Below are 18,203 nucleotides of genomic sequence, written 5' to 3'. Positions count from 1 at the left end.
AGGCCATCGCATTCGGATCCAAACTTGGATCCATAACTTAGGGACGGTTTGTTTCCGCGTGATGAACCCCGGACACAGTCGGGTTACAAGTCCCTCGGCGTCGGTATCGCGTGTCCTCGCGCACTCGTCGCCGAGATTCGGTAGGCACAGTGCATGGATATCGAACAGCGCGTTGTCGTCATCACCGGCGCAGGCTCGGGGATCGGTCGGGCACTCGCCGAGGCCTTCGCCGCGGGCGGCGCACGCGTGGTCATCGGTGACGTGGATGACGCGGGCGCGAACGAGACCGCATCGCGAATTTCCGCGGCCGGCGGCTCGGCGGTCGCGCTGCGCGCGGATGCTTCCGACCCGGCCGATATCGAGGCGTTGGCCGACAACGCGTTCGGGCCTACCGACATATACGTCGCCAACGCCGGGATCATCGGCGCGAGCGGGCTCGGCACCGATACCGACTGGGACCGCATCCTGGGCGTCAATCTGCGTGCGCACATCCGGGCCGCCGAAGTACTTGTCCCACAGTGGCGCTCGAGAGGCCGGGGCTACTTCGTATCGATCGCTTCGGCGGCCGGGCTGCTGTCACAGATCGGTGCGGCCGGCTATGCCGTCACCAAACATGCGGCGGTCGGGTTCGCCGAGTGGCTGGCGATCACCTACGGCGACGACGGCATCGGCGTCAGCTGTGTATGCCCGCTCGGCGTGGACACCCCGCTACTGCATGCCGTGCGCAATGCGGACGAACCCGATGCGCTTGTCGGCGCCGAATCGATCGTGCAATCCGGGTTGGTCATCAGCCCGCAGGACGTTGCCACGGCGACCGTCGAAGCAGTGCGTTCGGAGCGGTTCTTGGTGCTCCCCCACCCCCAGGTCCTCGACATGTATCGCCACAAGGGCTCTGATTACGACCGGTGGATCGCCGGCATGCGCCGCTACCAGCGATCTCTGCGAGAGGGTTAGCCCGCGGACGGATCGGGTAGCGCTGCAAAAGGGCGATAAACCGAAGGTGACCGCCCGCGAACAGGGCGGCCGCCGCCCGAACGATTGGAGAAACCATGAAGTTCAGCAAGACGGCGGCAATGACTTCAGCAGTGCTCGCCACCACGGCCGCAGCGGTGTTCAGTGCGTCGCCGGCATCGGCTTACACCACTGTGCGCAGTTTCGGCATGCAGCAGAACCTGCCGGACGTCACCGGCGCCACCGTGACCGGCTGGACGGTCAGCGATCTGCGGCCGAGCGACGATCAGATTCCGCACCCGGTCTCCGGGCAGCTATGGGAGGCCACGGCCACCGCAACGGCGGTGCAGGGCACCGCGACCCCGGTCGTGTCGGACTTCAATGCCCGAGCCGCGAACGGGCAGAACTATCGTGCGATCTTCACCGCGCCGACCGCGAACGGGGTGAATCCCACGCCACTGCCCCAGGGCAATGCGACCACCGGCGAGGTGTACTTCGACGTCGTCGGACCGGCCCCGGACACCGTGGTGTTCAACAACGGCGCACAGGATCTGCTGATCTGGAAGTAGACGACACAACACGGTGTCCCCGCCGGTCGATCGCCCTCGGCGGGGACACTCGTGCGGTGCCGGCTTCGTTCAGCCGCGGCGCGCCATCGCGCCGTCCGGTCCGGGCGCGGTGGGACTCACCGCAGTCGCCGCGGCGCTCGGCAGCTCGGAAACCTCCTCCAGCGACTTACCTTTGGTCTCCGGGGACATGAAGAAGCAGACGACGAACGCGACCGCGGTCAGCACCGCACCGAACAGCATCGTGGTGCCGGTGCCCAACGACGATATGCTCAGCGGCAGGAGATAGGTGCCGGTGGCCGCGCCGAAACGGCTGACCGCGGTGGCGATCCCGACGGCCGTGGCGCGAAACTCCGTGGGGAACAACTCGTTCGGATAGATCCACACCAGGATGCTCGGCCCGCCAGAGATGAACGTGTACACGCAGAACGCTGCGACGATGAACCACAGGGGCCGTCGGCCCACAACCACAGCCCGGCGAGTGGAAGCACCATGAGTCCCAACGGGACCACCGCGATCGGGCGTCGGCCCCACCGCTCGACGAGATACAGCGCGGGAATGGATCCGGCGACGATGAGCCCGATGATGACCGTCTCGACGATCAGGCCCATGGGTCCCTCACCCGAGATCGCGAAACCCGACAGGATCGCGGGCAGGAACGTCAGCAAGGCGTACAGCGGCGTGACGACCGCCAGGTACAGGACACTGCACATCACCAGCCGGCGCATGTACTGGCCGCGGAAGAACACCCCGAGGTTCGCGCGCGGCTTCAGCGGATTCGCGTCCGGATCGTCGACCGCCACCGAGCTCAAATCGACTGCAGTGCCATAGATCTTCTTGACGACGGCCTCGGCGTCGGCCACCCGGCCGTGCTGCAGCAGCCAGCGCGGTGACTCGGGAATACCGCGCCTCATGATGATGACGATCACGCCGAGCACGGCGCTGGTGGCCAGCAGCGGCCGCCAGTGGTCGTTGCCACCGGTGAAACCGACGAAGAACGCGCCGACGATGTAGGCGAACACCGCACCCGCCGACCACGCCACGGCCGACATGCCGATCATCGCGCCACGCTTCTTCGACGGCGTGAACTCGGTGAGCAGAGAGGTGGCGATCGGGTAGTCCGCGCCGATCGCGGCGCCGATGACGAACCGCAGAACGATGAGTTGCCAAGGCGCCTGGACGAATACGCACAGCCCACAGGCCACCACGAGGACGACGAGGTCCAATGCGTACATCTTCTCGCGACCGAGGCGATCGGTGAGGAATCCGAAGACCGTGGCCCCGAAGAAGATACCGATCAACGACGCCGCGCCGATCAGACCTGACTCCGCGGTCGACGGATTGAGTTCGGCGGTAACGCCGAGCATTGCGACGCCGATGATGCTCATCACGTAGCCATCGAGGAACGGACCACCACAGCACGCGGTCAGCAGCTTGGCGTGAAAACCTCGCCTGGCCGGCAGGTCCATTACATCCAGTGAGCTCATATCGCTTCAGTCCTCGTCTTTCTCGGGGGCGTTGTTGAGCACGGCATAGGCGAGCTGCTCCAGCAGCAGGGCAGCCTGAGTCGGGGCATCGAGGCTCACGTCGAGAACCTGCTTGGTGATACGCAGCGCCAGCGGCGGCCGTTCGGCGAGTTCGCGCGCGATCTCGATGGCCTTCTTGATGTGCTCGCCAGGCGCGGTGACCTCGCTGACGATCCCCCACAGTTCGGCCTGCCCGGCATCGAATCGCCGACCGCGCAGCACCAGGTCCCGCGTACGGCCCGCACCGACCACCCGCACCATCCGCGTCACTCCCCCGGACGAGGGCAGGATACCGATGCCGATCTCCGGGAACCCGAAAATCGCTGCGGGGTCGGCGATCCGGATATCCGCCGCCAGGGCGAGTTCGAGCCCGCCACCGAGGCAGTATCCGGTGATGGCCGCGATCGTGGGCTGCGGCAGGCCGGCGAACATCTCGTACACCGAACCCGACCCGCGGTAATAATCGGCGATGGCGTGCGGGGTCATCTCACGTAACTCGGTGACGTCCGCGCCTGCCGAGAACACCGTGTCCCCACCGGTGATCACGATCGCCCGACTGGACTCGACCTCCGGGCTTCGCAATGCGCGTAGCAGTTCGGATTCCATGTGGGTCGACAGCGCGTTACGTTTGCGCTCGCGCCGAAGCGTCACCACGGCGACCGTGTCCTCGCGGTGAACCTCGACGGTTCCGGTGTTCTCGGCCGACATGGCGCTAGCTCGCCGCGACCGGAGCGGGAAACGACAGCAGGTTGCTCAAGCCGCGTTTGTTGGCCTCGTTGGCGATGACCAGCCGCTGGATTTCGGAGGTGCCCTCCCAGATCCGATCGACGCGCAGTTCGCGCCACAGCCGCTCGACGGGGTAGTCGCGGATGTAGCCCCGGCCGCCGAAGATCTGGACGGCGCGGTCGACGACCCGGTTGGACGCCTCGGAGGCGGCCAGCTTGACCGTCGCCGCCTTGGCGTGCAGCGTCTTTCGCTGGTTCGGGTCGTTGAGATCGGCGTTGTCGAACTCCCACGCGACCTGGTGGGTGAGCGCTCGATTGGTGGTGATGTCGACGACCGAGTCGGCGATCATGCCCTGGATCAACTGCCGGTTGATCAGCGGCTCCCCGCCCTGAACACGTTCACGGGCCCAATCGACCGCCAAGGTCAGGGCACGCTCAGCCGCACCGATCGTCCTGGCGCCGATCATGAGTCGTTCCTCGGTGAACCAGTCCCTGGTCAGTTCCAGGCCTGCCCCCACGCCGCCGAGTACCGCCTCCGCGCCTACCCGGACATCGGTGAACGTGAACTCGGGATGCTCGTAGACGAACGTGTGCGTGTACCGGGGGATCTTGGTGATCTGCACGCCGGGCGTGTCCACGTCGACCAGAAACATCGTGGGGGCGTGCTCAGGTTGCACGTAGGCGAGCACGATGAGGTAGTCGGCGACGTCACCCACGGTGACGAACCACTTCTCACCGTTGATGACGTAACCACCGTTTCCATCGGGCGTCGCAGTGGTTTTCGCGGCGGAGAAATCCGACCCGGCGTCGGCCTCGGAGATCGCCACCGCGTCGCGACGGTCCCCGCGCGCGCCGGGGATGAGGTAACGCTCGCGTTGTTCCTGGGTGGCATGCGCAAGGGGGTTGGCCGGCCGCCAGACCGCATCCCACAACGCGTTGGTCAGCTTGCCCAACTCGTCCTGCACGACCACCTGTTCGAGGACTGTCAGCCCGGCGCCGCCGAATTCGGTCGGGGTGTTGATGGCCTGGAGACCCGCGTCGAGCACCGCGGCCTTGATCGTCGCATGCGATTCCGCGGTCAGTCGGTTGTTGCGTTCGCATTCTTCCTCGAACGGGATGATCTTCTCGGTGAGCGTGCGAGCCCGGTCCTTGAGCTCGACGAGGCGGGGGGTATAAGCGAATTCCATTGGTAATTGGTTCCTTTCAGAATGTTGGAGGTGGTCAGTGGTTGCCGAGCACGATCCGGGCGTCCAGCCCGAGCGTGCCGCGCGGCGTGGCGAGCAGTGGATTGATCTCGAGCTCGGCGATTTCGGGATGGGCGGCCGCGACCTCGCTGATCGTGGCGATCGCCGCCGCCGCTGAGTCGATGTCGATCGGTGGCCGGCCTCGAACCCCGTGCAGCAGGGCAGCTGCCCGCAAGTTCTCCAGCAGCCGACGGGCGGTTGCGGCGTCGACCGGTGCGAGCGCGAAGGTCACGTCGGCGAGCACCTCGGTGAACACACCGCCGAGGCCCACCATCGCGACGGGCCCGAACCGGGGATCGCGTTGCACACCGACGATGAGCTCTGTCCCGTCCGACGTGTCGGCCATACCTTCGACGCAGAAGCCCGAGGGGTTCAAGCGTTCTCGCATACGCCTCACCGCGTCGGCGACCTCGTCTCGTCCGGTCAGGCCGAGGGCGACACCACCGGAGTCGGACTTGTGCAGGAGCCCCATTGCCTTGAGCACGACCGGATATCCGATGCGTTCGGCCGCGGCGACCGCCTCGTCGACCTCATCGACGAGCCGGGCTTCGGGAAACGTGACCCCCGCGGCCCGGAACAGCTCGCGGGCATCCCAGTAGCCGGCCGCCGGAACGGGGTCCGCCGCTCGTGCCGGAAGTTCGGGCAGGACGCGCGGCACCGCTGCCCGGTCGAGAATGGCCAGGGTGCCCGCGGCATCTTCGACCGCCGTGAACACCGGAACCCCGCGATCGGCGAGCACCTTGGCCGCCTCGCTGTCGGAGTGCATGGTGTGCACGACGACCGGCTTGCCGTGGCGGTGCGCGACATCGGCCATCGCGGCCGCGGCGGCGATCTCGCCCCGCGCCAGGTTGTCGCCATACCCGCCATAACCCCCGAAATAGCCGGTCACCAAAGCCGAATCGATGTCGGGGCTCGACAGGACGGTGTCGAGCACCGACACGAACGACGTGATGTCCTGCTCGCCGGCGCCGGCCAGATCGACCGGATTGCGAACGCCGGCCGATGGTGTGAGCCGGGCCCGCAGCGCCACACTCATATCGGCGGGAAACTCCGGCACGCTCAGACCGCTCGCCTCGACAACGTCGGAGGCCACGCCCGCGTGTCCCCCACCGTCGGCGATCACCCCGACGCGATGCACCGGTGCCGCACCGTAACTCAGGAGAGTCACCGCGGCGTTCGCCAGTTGCCGGGGGCTTGCGACACGGTATACGCCCGCCGCCTCACAAGCCGCGTCGATCACCGCGCTGTCGGAGGTCAGTGAGCCGGTGTGCGACTGTGCGCCCCGAATCGACGCTTCGCTACCGCCCACCGTCAACAGCACCACCGGTTTGCCTGCCTCGGCTGCTGCGGTGGCAGCCGCCACGAAGGCCCGGCCATCACCGAAATCCTCGCAATAGAGGGCGATGAGATCGGTTTCGGTGTGAGCCACGCACGATCGGATCAGGTCTGCCGCGCCGAGATCGGCCTGATTGCCCAGCGATACGAAGCGGGAGAAACCGTGGCCGCGGGCCGCGAGGAATCCACTCAGTTCCAACGCCATGTTGCCGCTCTGCGACAGCAGCGCAATCCGCCCCGGCGGCAAGGGATTCGACGCCAGGGTGAGCGAGGTGCTGGAGTCGAGCACACCAAGGCAATTGGGCCCCAGCAGAACCGCACCGGCGGCTCGGACACGTTCGACGATGCGCTCCTGCAGCGCTCGCCCGTCGTCGCCGAGCTCGGCGAATCCGGCGGTCACACCGACGATCGCGCGCGCCCCTGCGTTGAGGGCATCGTCGACGGCTTGCTCGAATCCGTGCGCGGGCACGGTCACGACAACCAGTTCCACCGGTTCGTCGACCTCGGCGAGGCTGCGCAACGACGGTTGCCCCAGGATGGTCTCGCCGCGGCGATTGACCAGGTGCACGGTGCGATGCGAAACCATCCGCAACGCCTGCACGCTCAGCCAGTTGCCGTACTTGCTCTCGTCATTGCTGGCGCCGAGCACGGCGACGGTCTTCGGATCGAAGAGCGCCGTCAGGTCGCGTGGGCCGGTCACAGCTTCGCCTCCGGCCGCGGCGCGGGATGACCGGCACCCCACGCATCGGCGCCGCCGTCGATGACGATCGTGGTCCCTGTCACGTAACTGCCGGCAGGCGAGGCGAGGAAGGCGATCACGCCGGACACCTCTTCGGCCGTGCCGAGTCGGCCGAGGGGTACCGCCGCCGCCCATTCGGCCCGGGCCGCCTCGGTGTAGTTCTCCTCCATGCCCTCGGTGGCGATGGTCCCCGGAGCGATGCACACGCTGCGGATGCCGAACCGGCTCCACTCCAGCGAGAGCCCGGCGGCAAGGTTCTCCAGCGCGGCGCGGGCCGACGTGGCATGCACCATCGATGCGATACCCCGGCGCGGGGAGAACGCCATGAAGAAGATCGCTCCCGACCGCTGCGGGATCATGGCCCGTACCGCGACCTCACGCGTCACCGCCCAGGTCGCGTCGACGGCGAGTCGGTGCACGGCGCGCCACCCCTTGCTCGTGATCTCCTCGGCCGGCGCGGCGAACTGTCCTCCGGCGTTGTTGACGAGGGTGTCGATCCTGCCGAACTCGCCCAACGCCCGGTCGACCAGTGCTGTCACGGCAGCGTCGTCTCGGATGTCGGCCGGGACGACGAGCGCCCGCGCACCGAGCGCCTCGATGTCGACCGCGGTTTTCTCGAGCGGCTCTTCTCGCCGCCCGCAGATCACGACGTCTGCGCCGCACGCGGCCAGATCGAGCGCAACCGCACGGCCGATTCCGGTACCGCCGCCGGTGATCACAGCGACCGTTCCCCGGTGCACGTCAGGCCGCAGCACCTGTGCTGCCCCGCCGCCGGCACTCCTGATTTGCATCGCGAACACATCTCCTCGCCGTCTGACTGATGAATCAGTTCTACCGTGACCTACCCCACAGCTGTCAAGGGTTGTAATTAGCGCCACTGCATTCAGCGATTGACTGTCGGACTAAACACACAGTTCAAGCGACATTTGAGCAAACTGAAAGTGCAGGTTTGTCACTCAGGTCATGGCTTTCTTTCGACTGACTGATGCATCAGTCAACGACATGTGATTTGATTGAAGCGTCAGAAACACCACGCCGGCTGCTTGATCGCCTGGTGAGCAACCGGCGCGAGTTCGGGAGGATGTGTGACCGCTCAACTCACCGAGGACATCAGGCGCACAGCCATCCTCGATGCCGCAGCTCAACTCATCGCCGAGCGTGGATATCACTCCGTCCGCATCTCCGACATCGCCGCAGTCGTCGGAACCAGCACCGGGGCCGTGCACTACTACTTTCCCGGCAAGAGCGACGTGTTGACCGCGGCGCTGCGCCATGCCCTCGACCGCGCGTTCGAGCGCCAGAGCGACGAGTTGAAGAAGATCGACAACGCGCACGAGCGGCTGCTCAAGCTCATCGACATGCAGCTGCCGAGGGTCGGGCCGCTACGCGACGAATGGTCGATCTGGATGCAGTTCTGGGCCGAGGCAACCATCCGCCCCGAGCTGCGGCCGATTCACAACACGTACTACGCCCGGTGGCACGAGACAGTCGGCCGCATCGTGCGGCGCGGGCAGCGGCAGGGCATCTTCCGCACCGACGTCGATCCCGAGACCGTCGCCCACCGGTTGACCGCGCTCACCGATGGTGTTGCCATCCAGGTGCTTACCGGCGCACCGAACATGACGGTTTCGGCGATGAAAGAGATTCTCGCGCAGTTCGTCCAGGACGAGCTGATCCCTCGCAACGTCCCGTCGTCGTAGCCCCGAGCCGGAACTCAGCCCGGGCGCGCGGGGCGTGCCCCCTGGGCTGAGCCGCGCAACGCCACCGGCGGCAGATAATCCGTCAGCAGGGTCCGTTCCCACCACACGTGGTCGTGGCGCAGTTCATCCCACGTGCTGAACCGGTACCGGTACAGGCGCGCCCGTACGTAACGGGGCGGATGGTCCGGGAAAGGATTGTGCCGCAAGAGTTTCAGTGTTTGCCTGTCATTTTCGAGCAGGCGTACCAGCAGCGTGCGCAGCCACTGTTGAGCGTATGCCGGTGAGATGGCCGCAAACCACATGAGCCAGTCCAGGCGCAGATGGTACGGCGCGAACTGGCGTGGCCGGCGGCGCACGTCACCCGGTTTGCCCTTGAACTCGTACTCGCGCCATGTGGTGCTGGCCGTCACCACGTCGTCGTCGGTGCCCTCGATCACCACCTCGTCGCGGCTGCGCCCCACCGCTCCGAAGGCTCCGTAGGAGTTCACCAGGTGATAGTTGTTGTAGGAGGCGTTCATTCGCTGACGCTTCGACACCAGATTGCGCACCGGCCAGAAGCTCAGGACGACGGTCACCGCTGTGACCGCGACGACCGCGACGACGAACCACAGCGGAATGTCGGAGAGCTCGGGTGCGGCGACGGGAAGAACGGTGGCCGCGGCGGAGTCGGATATGGCGCTGGCCGCCAAGACGATCGTCACCCAGTTGAGCCAGGCGAAATTGCCGGACAAGACCAGCCACAGCTGCGTGACGATCACGATCGCGGCAGCACCGGAGGCGATGGGCTGCGGAGCGAAGAGCGCGAACGGCACGACGAGTTGGGCAAAGTGGTTGCCCGCGACCTCGATTCGGTGCAGCGGCCGCGGAAGATGGTGGAAGAACCAGCTCAGCGGGCCGGGCATCGGCTGCGTCTCGTGGTGGTAGTACAGGCAGGTCAGATCACGCCAGCACCGGTCGCCACGCAGCTTGATCAGACCGGCCCCGAACTCGACGCGGAACAGCAGCCAGCGGGTCAACCACAGCACGAGCACCGGCGGCGCGATGTCGTCGTTGCCCAGGAAAATCGCCAGGAATCCGGCTTCCAGCAGCAGCGATTCCCATCCGAACGAATACCACGTCTGCCCCACGTTGACGATCGACAGATACAGCACCCACAGCAGCAGCCAGGCGAGCATCGCCGCCCACAACGGCAACAGATCGCCGGCACCGGCGAGCAGCGCGGCCGAGATCGCCGCACCGGTCCAGCAGACCACGGCGAAGAACCGGTCCGAGTAGTGGAGGTGGAAGATGCTCGGGGCGCGGCGGAATGAGGTGCGCGCCAGAAATGCGGGTATGGGCAGCAAACCGCGCTCACCCATGAGCGCGCGAAACTGGCGGGCGGCGGCGATGAAGGCGACCAGATAGATCGCCGCGGTTCCCCGCTGCAACACCTGCCTGGCGAACCAGTATTCGGGTGCCGTGAACCACTCCATGTACGGACCTTCGAAGACACCGGTCTGACCACATGAAGGTACCCCGATTCGCGGTGTTTCACTCCGATGCCTGCGGGGTACGCGACCAGCATGTCAGAACGCAGCGCGGACGATGCCGACGACAAGTCCGAATCCGACGTCGACGACGACGAAAAGGTGGCCGAATCCCGTGCCGGCGGGCGCTATGTCGGGCGTACGACCTCCGACGACGCGTTCGACGCGGGCGAGACCGGCGCGGAGGCGCGCACCGAGGACGACCGCTAGCGCCGCCGCAATCCCAGCCGAAAACCGAACGGCATCATCGTCAGCCGCTCCTGGATCTGAAGCCGGTAGTCGGGTTCGGCCTCGAAGTCATATCGACGGATCAGCACCGCCAGGAGCAGGACCGCCTCGTGCAGGGCGAACTGTCGCCCGATACAAGACCTTTCACCCGTGCCGAAGGGCTTGTACAAACCGCCGGGCCGCGCTCGCACACGCTCGGGAGCGAACCGGTCCGGATCGAACCCCTCTGGGTCGGCGCCCCATCGGGGATCGCGGTGCAGTGTCGAAGTCAGCGCCAATGCCCAATCGCCTTTGCGCATCGGGTGAATACCCGCCAGCACGGTGTCCTCACGAGCGGCGCGGTAGTAACCCGGCACCGTCGGCTGCAGGCGCAGCGATTCGTCGAGAACCCGCCTGATATAGCGCAGTTTCGCGATCTTCTCGAACTCGGGCCGCTCCTCGTCTCCCCATACCTGGTCGACCTCCGCGCGGGCGCGGGCGAACACCTCCGGGTGGCGAGACAGAAAGAACAGCGCGAAAGACAATGCGCCCGAGGTGGTCTCATGGCCGGCGATCAGAAAGTTGATCAGCTGGTAGCGGATGTTCGCGGCGTCGAGGTCCGAGCCCAGCATGATGTCCAGCAGATCGCCGTGCCGTCCCGGGCCGGCCTTTCGGCGTTCGGCGACGATGTCGTCGGCCAGGTCATGTAGGTATGCGGCGTCGCGTCGAACCCGGCGCTCGAAGATACGCGCGACGAAGCCGGGAAGAAACGTCTCCCGCAGCACGCCCACCCGGTCGGCACCTTTGAGCGCGGACACCATGTGCTCGACGAACGGGTGGATTTCGTCAGATTCGAAGCAGCCGAACGAGTATCCGGCCGCACAGCGGCCGATCGTCTCGAGCGTGACGCGCGTGGTGTCGGCGGACACGTCGACCGTATCGCTGGTGTCCCAGCGGTCGGTCAACTCGCCGGCGACATCGAACATCACCGCGTGGTAGCGGCGCATCGCGGCCTGGCTGAAAGCCGGCATCAGCAGCTGATGCGCCTTGAGCCAGTTCGGTTCATCGTTGTACGCGGTGAACAAGCCGTCCCCGCCGATGATCCGCAGCGCCTCGATATCGGGGCCGACGTGCTTGCAGAAGCGGTTCTCGTCGTTGAGGTCCATGACCGCGTCCGCGCCTGCCGCCACGACGTACCGCGCGCCGAGAAACGTGAATTCGAATACCGCCCCGAGCCGGGCGAGTTCGGCCGCCGACTGCGAAGGAGAATCCGCGTCGAATCCGAACACGTCGCCCAGCAGTGGGATTCGCCGTGGCGGATGGGGCAGGTTCGGGTAGCGATGCCGTTCGTCCAGGACGGTCATGATCCAAGGCTGCCCCGTTATTCTACATGTGTCAAGTAGGGCGGCGGCACGTCGTACCAGGCGATGACCGGCAGCCCGGTTAAGCTGGCCGGGTGGGTGCTGAGTCGAGACGACGACTCTCCCCCGCCGATCGGCGTAGCGAGCTGCTGGCGTTGGGGGCCGAGGTGTTCGGCCAACGACCGTACGACGAGGTCCGCATCGACGAGATCGCCGAACGTGCCGGGGTGTCTCGCGCGCTCATGTACCACTATTTCCCGGATAAACGTGCCTTCTTCGCTGCGGTCGTGCGGGCCGAGGGTGAGCGACTGTTCGAGGCCACCAACACCCCGCCCGAACCCGGCCAGAGCCTGTTCGGACAGCTTCGCGCCGGGGTCCTGGCCTACCTGCGCTACGACGAGGAGCATCCGCATGGCGCGTGGGCGGCGTACATGGGCATGGGCCGCGCCGACCCCGTGCTGCGCGGCATCGACGACCTCGACAACGACCGGCAGGCCAACCGGATCATGAGCCGCATCGGCGAGGCGGCCGCCGAGCCCTTGGACCCCAAGCTCGAGCGCGACCTGCGGGCCACCATCTACGGCTGGCTCGCGCTGACGTTCGAGATGTGCAGGCAACGTCTCGTCGACCCGTCCATCGACGCCGGCTTCGTGGCCGACACCTGCGCGCATGCCCTGCTCGACGCGGTCGGCCGGGTGCCGGGCCTGCCTCCCGAACTGGCGGATGCGGCCGCGCCCGAGCACCGTTAGCGCCGACTTGTCGGTACGTGGTGACACCATGCGGACATGGCAGGTTTGTCAGACGGTGGTGTCGATTGGGGCTTTCTCGCTCCACTCGTCTACACCACTGCGATGAGCCACGGTGCGGTGTTCTGCATCTCGAAAATGGTTCAGGCGAGCCGATTTGAACGCGTGGCTCGGTGGGGCAAACGACTCGAGATCGTCACCTATCTCACCACGGCAGTCATGAGCTTCATGCTGCTCAAGATCTGGCCCGATGTCGCAGGCGCCGTACAAATCGTCGGCAGCCAAGCACGATCTGCCGGTCTGTCGGCCGAGAACATCGAGCACGTCCTGCCAATGGCCATGGTCGGTTCAGCGATCAATTGGGCGTTGACGTACCTGGTGGTCGTTGGCGTGATCAGTTTCTGTTACGCGGTCGTCGTCGTCGGCCGCCGCCGCGCATACGTCGCGGCGTCTGCGCGGCTGGAACAGACCACGCGCCGGTGCAAGCAGAAGATCCGCAATGCCGAGCAGAACGGCTGCCTGCGCTATCGGCGGCTCGCGGTTTCAGCCCCGTCGCGCACTGCGCGCCTGGGCCACTGGCTGCACGACAACCCACCAAAGCCGCTTACACCCGCACACCCCAGGTGGGAGGTGAAATGGTGCTATCAGCACCGCGCGCCGACGTATATCGACCGACAGCTCCAGGATCGGTACCGGATCACCAACCGGACCGGGTCGACTGCCTTCAGCGTGACGGTGGAGCCAGAGAACATCGAGGTGAACCACACCCGGTCGGCGGCGATGGTCGCGGCCCGACTCGGACCGGATGACGCACTTTTCGTACAACTGGACACCATCATCGGGCTGGCCGGCCGGATGCGTATTCGCTGGCACGGGACCGATCAACACGAACACTCCGACGTGATCCACCTGCAATACACCCCGGTGAGTCAGCACAACCGCTACCACTGGCTGCGCAAATGGCGACGACGGAAGAACCGGATGCGGGCCGGGGAACCGCAACCGGAATCACTTGTCGGTGCCGGCGTGCACGATGACTAGATGACCACCGAATCGGCCGATCCACTGACCCGGTTCAGCACGCTGACCCGGGAGTGGTTCACTGCCGCCTTCCCCGCCCCGACGTCGGCCCAGGAACAGGCCTGGGCGGCGATCGCCAAAGGCGACAACACCCTGGTCATCGCACCGACCGGGTCGGGCAAGACGCTCGCGGCGTTCCTGTGGGCCATCGACCAGCTCGCCACCGAGCATCGGCCGGGCACCCGGGTGCTGTATGTGTCCCCGCTGAAGGCGCTCGCCGTCGACGTCGAGCGCAACCTGCGTACGCCGTTGACGGGCATCACCCGCGTCGCCGAGCGCCACGGGCTGCCCGCACCGGAGATCAGCGTCGGCGTGCGCTCGGGCGACACACCGCCCAACCAACGGCGCGCGATGATCAGCAAGCCACCCGACATCCTGATCACCACTCCGGAATCGCTGTTCCTGATGTTGACCTCGGCCGCCCGCGAGACGCTCGCCACCGTGGAGACGGTCATCGTCGACGAGGTCCATGCCGTGGCCGCGACCAAACGCGGCGCGCACCTGGCGCTGTCGCTCGAACGGCTCGACCAGCTCCTCGACAAGCCCGCACAGCGAATCGGGCTCTCGGCGACCGTGCGGCCCCCCGAGGAGGTGGCACGCTTCCTGTCCGGGCAAGCCCCGACCACCATCGTCTCGCCGCCGGCTACCAAGACCTTCGACCTTTCGGTCCAGGTGCCGGTGCCGGACATGGCCAATCTCGACAACAACTCCATCTGGCCCGATGTCGAGGAGCGCATCGTCGATCTGGTCGAGGCGCACCAGTCCTCGATCGTGTTCGCCAACTCGCGCCGGCTCGCGGAACGGCTGACCTCCCGGCTCAACGAGATTCACGCCGAGCGCAGCGGCATCGAGCTGCCGTCCGCCCACAACCCTCAGGTCGGCGGCGGCGCGCCCGCGCAATTGATGGCCAGTGGCCAAGCCAATGGCGCACCGCCACTGCTGGCCCGGGCGCACCACGGCTCGGTCAGCAAGGAACAGCGTGCGCAGGTCGAGGACGACCTCAAGAGCGGTCGGCTGCGCGCGGTGGTCGCGACCTCGAGCCTCGAACTCGGCATCGACATGGGCGCAGTGGATCTGGTGATCCAGGTGGAGGCACCACCGTCGGTGGCAAGCGGGCTGCAACGCATCGGCCGCGCCGGCCACCAGGTCGGTGAGATCTCGCAAGGCGTGCTGTTCCCCAAACACCGCACCGATCTGATCGGCTGCGCAGTCACGGTGCAGCGCATGCGTTCCGGCGACATCGAAAGCATGCGGGTGCCGGCCAATCCGCTTGACGTGCTCGCCCAGCACACCGTCGCAGCGGCCGCGCTTGAGCCGCTCGACGCCGACGCCTGGTTCCATGCGGTGCGCCGCAGCGCACCGTTTGCGACGTTGCCGCACAGTGCGTTCGAGGCGACGCTGGATCTGTTGTCCGGGAAGTATCCGTCAACCGAATTCGCCGAGCTGCGTCCCCGGCTCGTGTACGACCGCGATGCCGGCACCCTCACCGCCCGGCCGGGCGCGCAGCGTCTGGCCGTCACCTCCGGCGGTGCCATCCCCGATCGCGGGTTGTTCACCGTGTACCTCGCGACCGACTCCGAAAAGCCTTCGCGGGTGGGTGAACTCGACGAGGAGATGGTTTACGAGTCACGGCCCGGCGACGTGATCTCGCTGGGCGCAACGAGCTGGCGGATCACCGAGATCACCCATGACCGGGTGCTGGTGATCCCGGCGCCCGGCCAGCCGGCCCGGCTCCCGTTCTGGCGCGGCGACAGTGTCGGACGCCCCGCGGAACTGGGCGCGGCGGTCGGCGCGTTCACCGGGGAACTGGCAAGCCTCGACCGCAAGGCGTTCGACGAACGCTGCCGGGACATGGGTTTCGCGGGATATGCCACCGACAATCTGCACCAGCTGTTGCGCGAACAGCGTGAGGCCACCGGTGTGGTTCCCAGCGATACCACATTCGTGGTGGAGCGCTTCCGCGACGAACTCGGCGATTGGCGGGTGATTCTGCATTCGCCGTACGGCCTGCGGGTGCACGGCCCGCTCGCACTCGCGGTGGGACGCCGGCTGCGCGAACGCTACGGGATCGACGAGAAACCGACCGCTTCCGATGACGGCATCATCGTGCGGCTGCCCGATACGGGCGAAAACCCGCCGGGCGCCGACCTGTTCGTGTTCGACGCCGACGAGATCGAGCCGATCGTGACGGCCGAGGTGGGCGGTTCGGCACTGTTCGCCTCCCGGTTCCGCGAATGCGCGGCACGCGCGCTGCTGCTGCCGCGCCGCCATCCGGGTAAACGATCCCCGCTCTGGCATCAACGGCAGCGGGCCGCGCAACTCCTCGACATCGCCCGCAAGTACCCGGACTTTCCGATCGTGCTGGAAGCGGTGCGCGAATGCCTGCAGGACGTCTACGACGTACCGGCCCTGACCGAGTTGATGCGCAAGGTGGCTCAGCGCCGACTCCGGGTGGTCGACGTCGAGACCCCGACCCCCTCGCCGTTCGCGGCCTCGTTGTTGTTCGGCTACGTCGGCGCGTTCATGTACGAAGGCGACAGCCCACTGGCCGAGCGACGTGCGGCGGCACTGGCGCTCGACACGGTTCTGCTGTCCGAACTGCTGGGCCGCATCGAATTGCGCGAACTGCTCGACCCGGCGATCGTCGCGTCGACGGCCGCGCAATTGCAGCACCTCACCGAAGACCGGGCCGCGCGTGATGCCGAAGGCGTTGCCGACCTGCTGCGCCTGCTGGGCCCGCTCACCGAAGCCGAAGTCGCGCAGCGCTCGACCGCCGACAACGTGGGCGGCTGGCTCGACGGGTTGCATGCCGCCAAGCGGGCCCTTCCGGTCACGTTCGCCGGCCAGACATGGTGGGCCGCGGTCGAGGACATCGGCCTGCTCCGCGACGGTGTCGGCGCGCCCGTTCCGATCGGTGTTCCCGCGGCCTTCACCGAGTCGGTGGCCGATCCACTCGGCGACCTCATCGGCCGCTACGCCCGTACGCGTGGCCCGTTCACCACCGAGGCAGCCGCCACCCGGTTCGGCCTCGGCCTTCGGGTGACCGCGGACCTGTTGGGCCGCATGGCAATCGACGGCCGGCTGGTGCGGGGCGAGTTCGTCGACGACCTGGCCGGTGATCAGTGGTGTGACGCCGACGTGCTCAAGATCCTGCGCCGCCGGTCGCTTGCCGCATTGCGAGCACAGGTCGAACCGGTCAGCACCGCGGCCTACGGTCGATTCCTGCCGGGATGGCAGCATGTCGGGTCGGCGCACAGCACCGGCATCGACGGGCTGGCCGCGGTCGTCGAACAGCTGGCCGGGGTGCCGCTACCCGCGTCCGCGGTCGAGTCTCTGGTGTTGCCGCAACGCGTCGGCGATTATCAGCCCGCGATGCTCGACGAACTGCTGGCCTCCGGTGAGGTCACCTGGTCGGGGGCCGGCCAGATCGGCGGCGGTGACGGCTGGATCGCGTTCCACCTGGCCGACTCGGCACCGCTCACGCTGGCCATGCCCACCGAGATCGAGTTCACCGACACCCACCGCGCGATCATGCATACCCTCGGTCACGGCGGCGCCTATTTCTTCCGCCAGCTCGCCGACGGCGCCCCTGCCGAGGAGCTCAAAGGTGCGCTGTGGGAACTTATTTGGGCCGGCTGGGTCACCGGCGACACGTTCGCACCGGTACGTGCGATCTTGTCGGGCACGCGACGTACCCCGGCACACCGTCAGCAGAAGCGGCCACCACGGTTGAGCCGCTACAGCGTCGCCCACGCCCAGACCCGGTCCAGCGATCCGACGGTGTCGGGCCGGTGGTCGGCGCTGCCGGCAGCCGAGCCCGACTCCACGGTCCGGGCCCATTTCCAGGCCGAACTGCTGTTGAGCCGCCACGGCGTTCTCACGAAGGGCGCTGTCGCGGCCGAAGGCGTGCCGGGCGGGTTCGCGACGCTCTACAAGGTGCTGAGCGCATTCGAGGACGCCGGCCGCTGCCAACGCGGGTATTTCGTGGAATCGCTGGGCGGCGCACAGTTCGCGGTGGCGTCGACCGTCGACCGGCTCCGCTCCTACATCGACAGTGTCGACCCGGAGCGGCCCGAGTACCACGCGGTCGTGCTCGCCGCGACCGACCCCGCCAATCCATACGGGGCTGCGCTCCCCTGGCCCGAACGCGCAGGCGACGGCGAAGCGCACCGGCCGGGCCGCAAAGCCGGCGCCCTGGTGGCGATGGTCGACGGTCAACTGGTGTGGTTCCTGGAGCGCGGTGGACGGTCCCTGCTCAGCTTCGGGTCCGACGACGACGCGCAGCGGGCCGCGGCCGCCGCGCTGGCCGATCTGGTGAGCGCCCGACGGATCCCGGCACTACTGGTGGAACGGATCAACGGCGTCGCGGTCCTCGACCCCGACGTCGACGCCGCGCGGGCCGCCGTGCAGGACGCCTTAACCGGAGCCGGGTTCACCCGGACGCCCCGTGGGCTGCGGTTGCGCTGACTTGGCGGGAACAGCGAAGGACCGCGACCT

Annotated in this window: 13 protein-coding genes and 1 pseudogene; 7 read left to right on the top strand and 7 right to left on the bottom strand. The window is 67.1% G+C overall.

Annotation, left to right across the window (positions count from 1 at the left end; all coding sequences use genetic code 11):
• Nucleotides 1-153: 153 nt before the first annotated feature.
• A complete protein-coding gene (locus AWC31_RS26345; RefSeq protein WP_085146957.1) occupies nucleotides 154-954 on the top strand; it encodes an SDR family oxidoreductase in 801 nt (266 codons plus the stop codon).
• 95 nt (nucleotides 955-1,049) lie between these two features.
• Complete coding sequence (locus tag AWC31_RS26340; protein ID WP_067843232.1) at nucleotides 1,050-1,520, top strand: MPT63 family protein; 471 nt, start codon at nucleotides 1,050-1,052, stop codon at nucleotides 1,518-1,520.
• A gap of 69 nt (nucleotides 1,521-1,589) precedes the next feature.
• Here the strand turns inward: AWC31_RS26340 and AWC31_RS26335 are convergent.
• The 5 genes and pseudogenes from AWC31_RS26335 to AWC31_RS26315 all read right to left on the bottom strand — a co-directional run bounded on the left by AWC31_RS26335 (nucleotide 1,590) and on the right by AWC31_RS26315 (nucleotide 7,877).
• Nucleotides 1,590-3,004 (bottom strand): annotated as a pseudogene (locus AWC31_RS26335) (MFS transporter).
• Between the two features lie 6 nt (nucleotides 3,005-3,010).
• On the bottom strand, nucleotides 3,011-3,751 hold the full coding sequence (locus AWC31_RS26330; protein ID WP_085146955.1) for an enoyl-CoA hydratase/isomerase family protein: 741 nt from the start codon (nucleotides 3,749-3,751) through the stop codon (nucleotides 3,011-3,013).
• 4 nt (nucleotides 3,752-3,755) lie between these two features.
• Complete coding sequence (locus AWC31_RS26325) at nucleotides 3,756-4,955, bottom strand: acyl-CoA dehydrogenase family protein (protein ID WP_085146953.1); 1,200 nt, start codon at nucleotides 4,953-4,955, stop codon at nucleotides 3,756-3,758.
• A 34-nt stretch (nucleotides 4,956-4,989) separates the two neighbouring features.
• On the bottom strand, nucleotides 4,990-7,047 hold the full coding sequence (locus AWC31_RS26320; RefSeq protein ID WP_110775294.1) for an acetate--CoA ligase family protein: 2,058 nt from the start codon (nucleotides 7,045-7,047) through the stop codon (nucleotides 4,990-4,992).
• Nucleotides 7,044-7,877, bottom strand: coding sequence for an SDR family NAD(P)-dependent oxidoreductase (locus AWC31_RS26315; RefSeq protein ID WP_085147339.1), 834 nt, complete (start codon nucleotides 7,875-7,877; stop codon nucleotides 7,044-7,046). The genes AWC31_RS26320 and AWC31_RS26315 overlap by 4 nt, the downstream gene beginning before the upstream one ends.
• Nucleotides 7,878-8,171: 294 nt before the next feature.
• On the opposite strand from AWC31_RS26315, the gene AWC31_RS26310 reads away from it, so the two are divergent.
• Nucleotides 8,172-8,786 carry a TetR/AcrR family transcriptional regulator gene (locus AWC31_RS26310; RefSeq protein WP_085146947.1) on the top strand — a complete coding sequence of 205 codons (615 nt, stop codon included), beginning with the start codon at nucleotides 8,172-8,174 and terminating at the stop codon, nucleotides 8,784-8,786.
• Nucleotides 8,787-8,800: 14 nt separating this feature from the next.
• Here AWC31_RS26310 and AWC31_RS26305 read toward each other — a convergent pair whose 3' ends face one another.
• On the bottom strand, nucleotides 8,801-10,258 hold the full coding sequence (locus AWC31_RS26305; protein WP_085146945.1) for a lipase maturation factor family protein: 1,458 nt from the start codon (nucleotides 10,256-10,258) through the stop codon (nucleotides 8,801-8,803).
• A gap of 90 nt (nucleotides 10,259-10,348) precedes the next feature.
• On the opposite strand from AWC31_RS26305, the gene AWC31_RS37530 reads away from it, so the two are divergent.
• On the top strand, nucleotides 10,349-10,522 hold the full coding sequence (locus tag AWC31_RS37530) for a hypothetical protein (protein WP_165766057.1): 174 nt from the start codon (nucleotides 10,349-10,351) through the stop codon (nucleotides 10,520-10,522).
• Here AWC31_RS37530 and AWC31_RS26300 read toward each other — a convergent pair.
• Nucleotides 10,519-11,883, bottom strand: coding sequence for a cytochrome P450 (locus AWC31_RS26300; protein ID WP_085146943.1), 1,365 nt, complete (start codon nucleotides 11,881-11,883; stop codon nucleotides 10,519-10,521). The genes AWC31_RS37530 and AWC31_RS26300 overlap by 4 nt on opposite strands.
• Nucleotides 11,884-11,975: 92 nt before the next feature.
• Between AWC31_RS26300 and AWC31_RS26295 the strand changes: the two genes are divergently transcribed.
• Genes AWC31_RS26295 through AWC31_RS26285 form a run of 3 tightly spaced genes read left to right on the top strand, consistent with a single transcriptional unit; the run spans nucleotide 11,976 to nucleotide 18,173 of the window.
• The gene (locus AWC31_RS26295) at nucleotides 11,976-12,629 is read left to right on the top strand and encodes a TetR/AcrR family transcriptional regulator (protein WP_067843206.1); all 654 of its coding nucleotides are present in this window, start codon (nucleotides 11,976-11,978) and stop codon (nucleotides 12,627-12,629) included.
• Between the two features lie 36 nt (nucleotides 12,630-12,665).
• Nucleotides 12,666-13,667, top strand: coding sequence for a hypothetical protein (locus tag AWC31_RS26290; RefSeq protein ID WP_085146941.1), 1,002 nt, complete (start codon nucleotides 12,666-12,668; stop codon nucleotides 13,665-13,667).
• Nucleotides 13,668-18,173 carry an ATP-dependent helicase gene (locus tag AWC31_RS26285; RefSeq protein ID WP_085146939.1) on the top strand — a complete coding sequence of 1,502 codons (4,506 nt, stop codon included), beginning with the start codon at nucleotides 13,668-13,670 and terminating at the stop codon, nucleotides 18,171-18,173. It begins immediately after the preceding gene.
• The last annotated feature ends 30 nt before the right edge of the window (nucleotides 18,174-18,203 follow it).

This window comes from Mycolicibacterium wolinskyi, from assembly GCF_002101965.1.
GTDB classification, from domain to species: Bacteria; Actinomycetota; Actinomycetes; order Mycobacteriales; family Mycobacteriaceae; genus Mycobacterium; species Mycobacterium wolinskyi.
Note: the sequence above shows the minus strand (reverse complement) of the source record. Positions and strands in the feature narration are given on the sequence as shown.

What these genes read in the sequence shown, in the direction of transcription:
- AWC31_RS26290 (WP_085146941.1), top strand. Translation starts at nt 12,666, where the DNA reads ATGGCAGGTTTGTCAGACGGTGGTGTCGATTGGGGCTTTCTCGCTCCA.
- AWC31_RS26325 (WP_085146953.1), bottom strand. Translation starts at nt 4,955, where the DNA reads ATGGAATTCGCTTATACCCCCCGCCTCGTCGAGCTCAAGGACCGGGCT.
- AWC31_RS26315 (WP_085147339.1), bottom strand. Translation starts at nt 7,877, where the DNA reads ATGCAAATCAGGAGTGCCGGCGGCGGGGCAGCACAGGTGCTGCGGCCT.
- AWC31_RS26330 (WP_085146955.1), bottom strand. Translation starts at nt 3,751, where the DNA reads ATGTCGGCCGAGAACACCGGAACCGTCGAGGTTCACCGCGAGGACACG.
- AWC31_RS26345 (WP_085146957.1), top strand. Translation starts at nt 154, where the DNA reads ATGGATATCGAACAGCGCGTTGTCGTCATCACCGGCGCAGGCTCGGGG.
- AWC31_RS26285 (WP_085146939.1), top strand. Translation starts at nt 13,668, where the DNA reads ATGACCACCGAATCGGCCGATCCACTGACCCGGTTCAGCACGCTGACC.
- AWC31_RS37530 (WP_165766057.1), top strand. Translation starts at nt 10,349, where the DNA reads ATGTCAGAACGCAGCGCGGACGATGCCGACGACAAGTCCGAATCCGAC.
- AWC31_RS26340 (WP_067843232.1), top strand. Translation starts at nt 1,050, where the DNA reads ATGAAGTTCAGCAAGACGGCGGCAATGACTTCAGCAGTGCTCGCCACC.
- AWC31_RS26305 (WP_085146945.1), bottom strand. Translation starts at nt 10,258, where the DNA reads ATGGAGTGGTTCACGGCACCCGAATACTGGTTCGCCAGGCAGGTGTTG.
- AWC31_RS26300 (WP_085146943.1), bottom strand. Translation starts at nt 11,883, where the DNA reads ATGACCGTCCTGGACGAACGGCATCGCTACCCGAACCTGCCCCATCCG.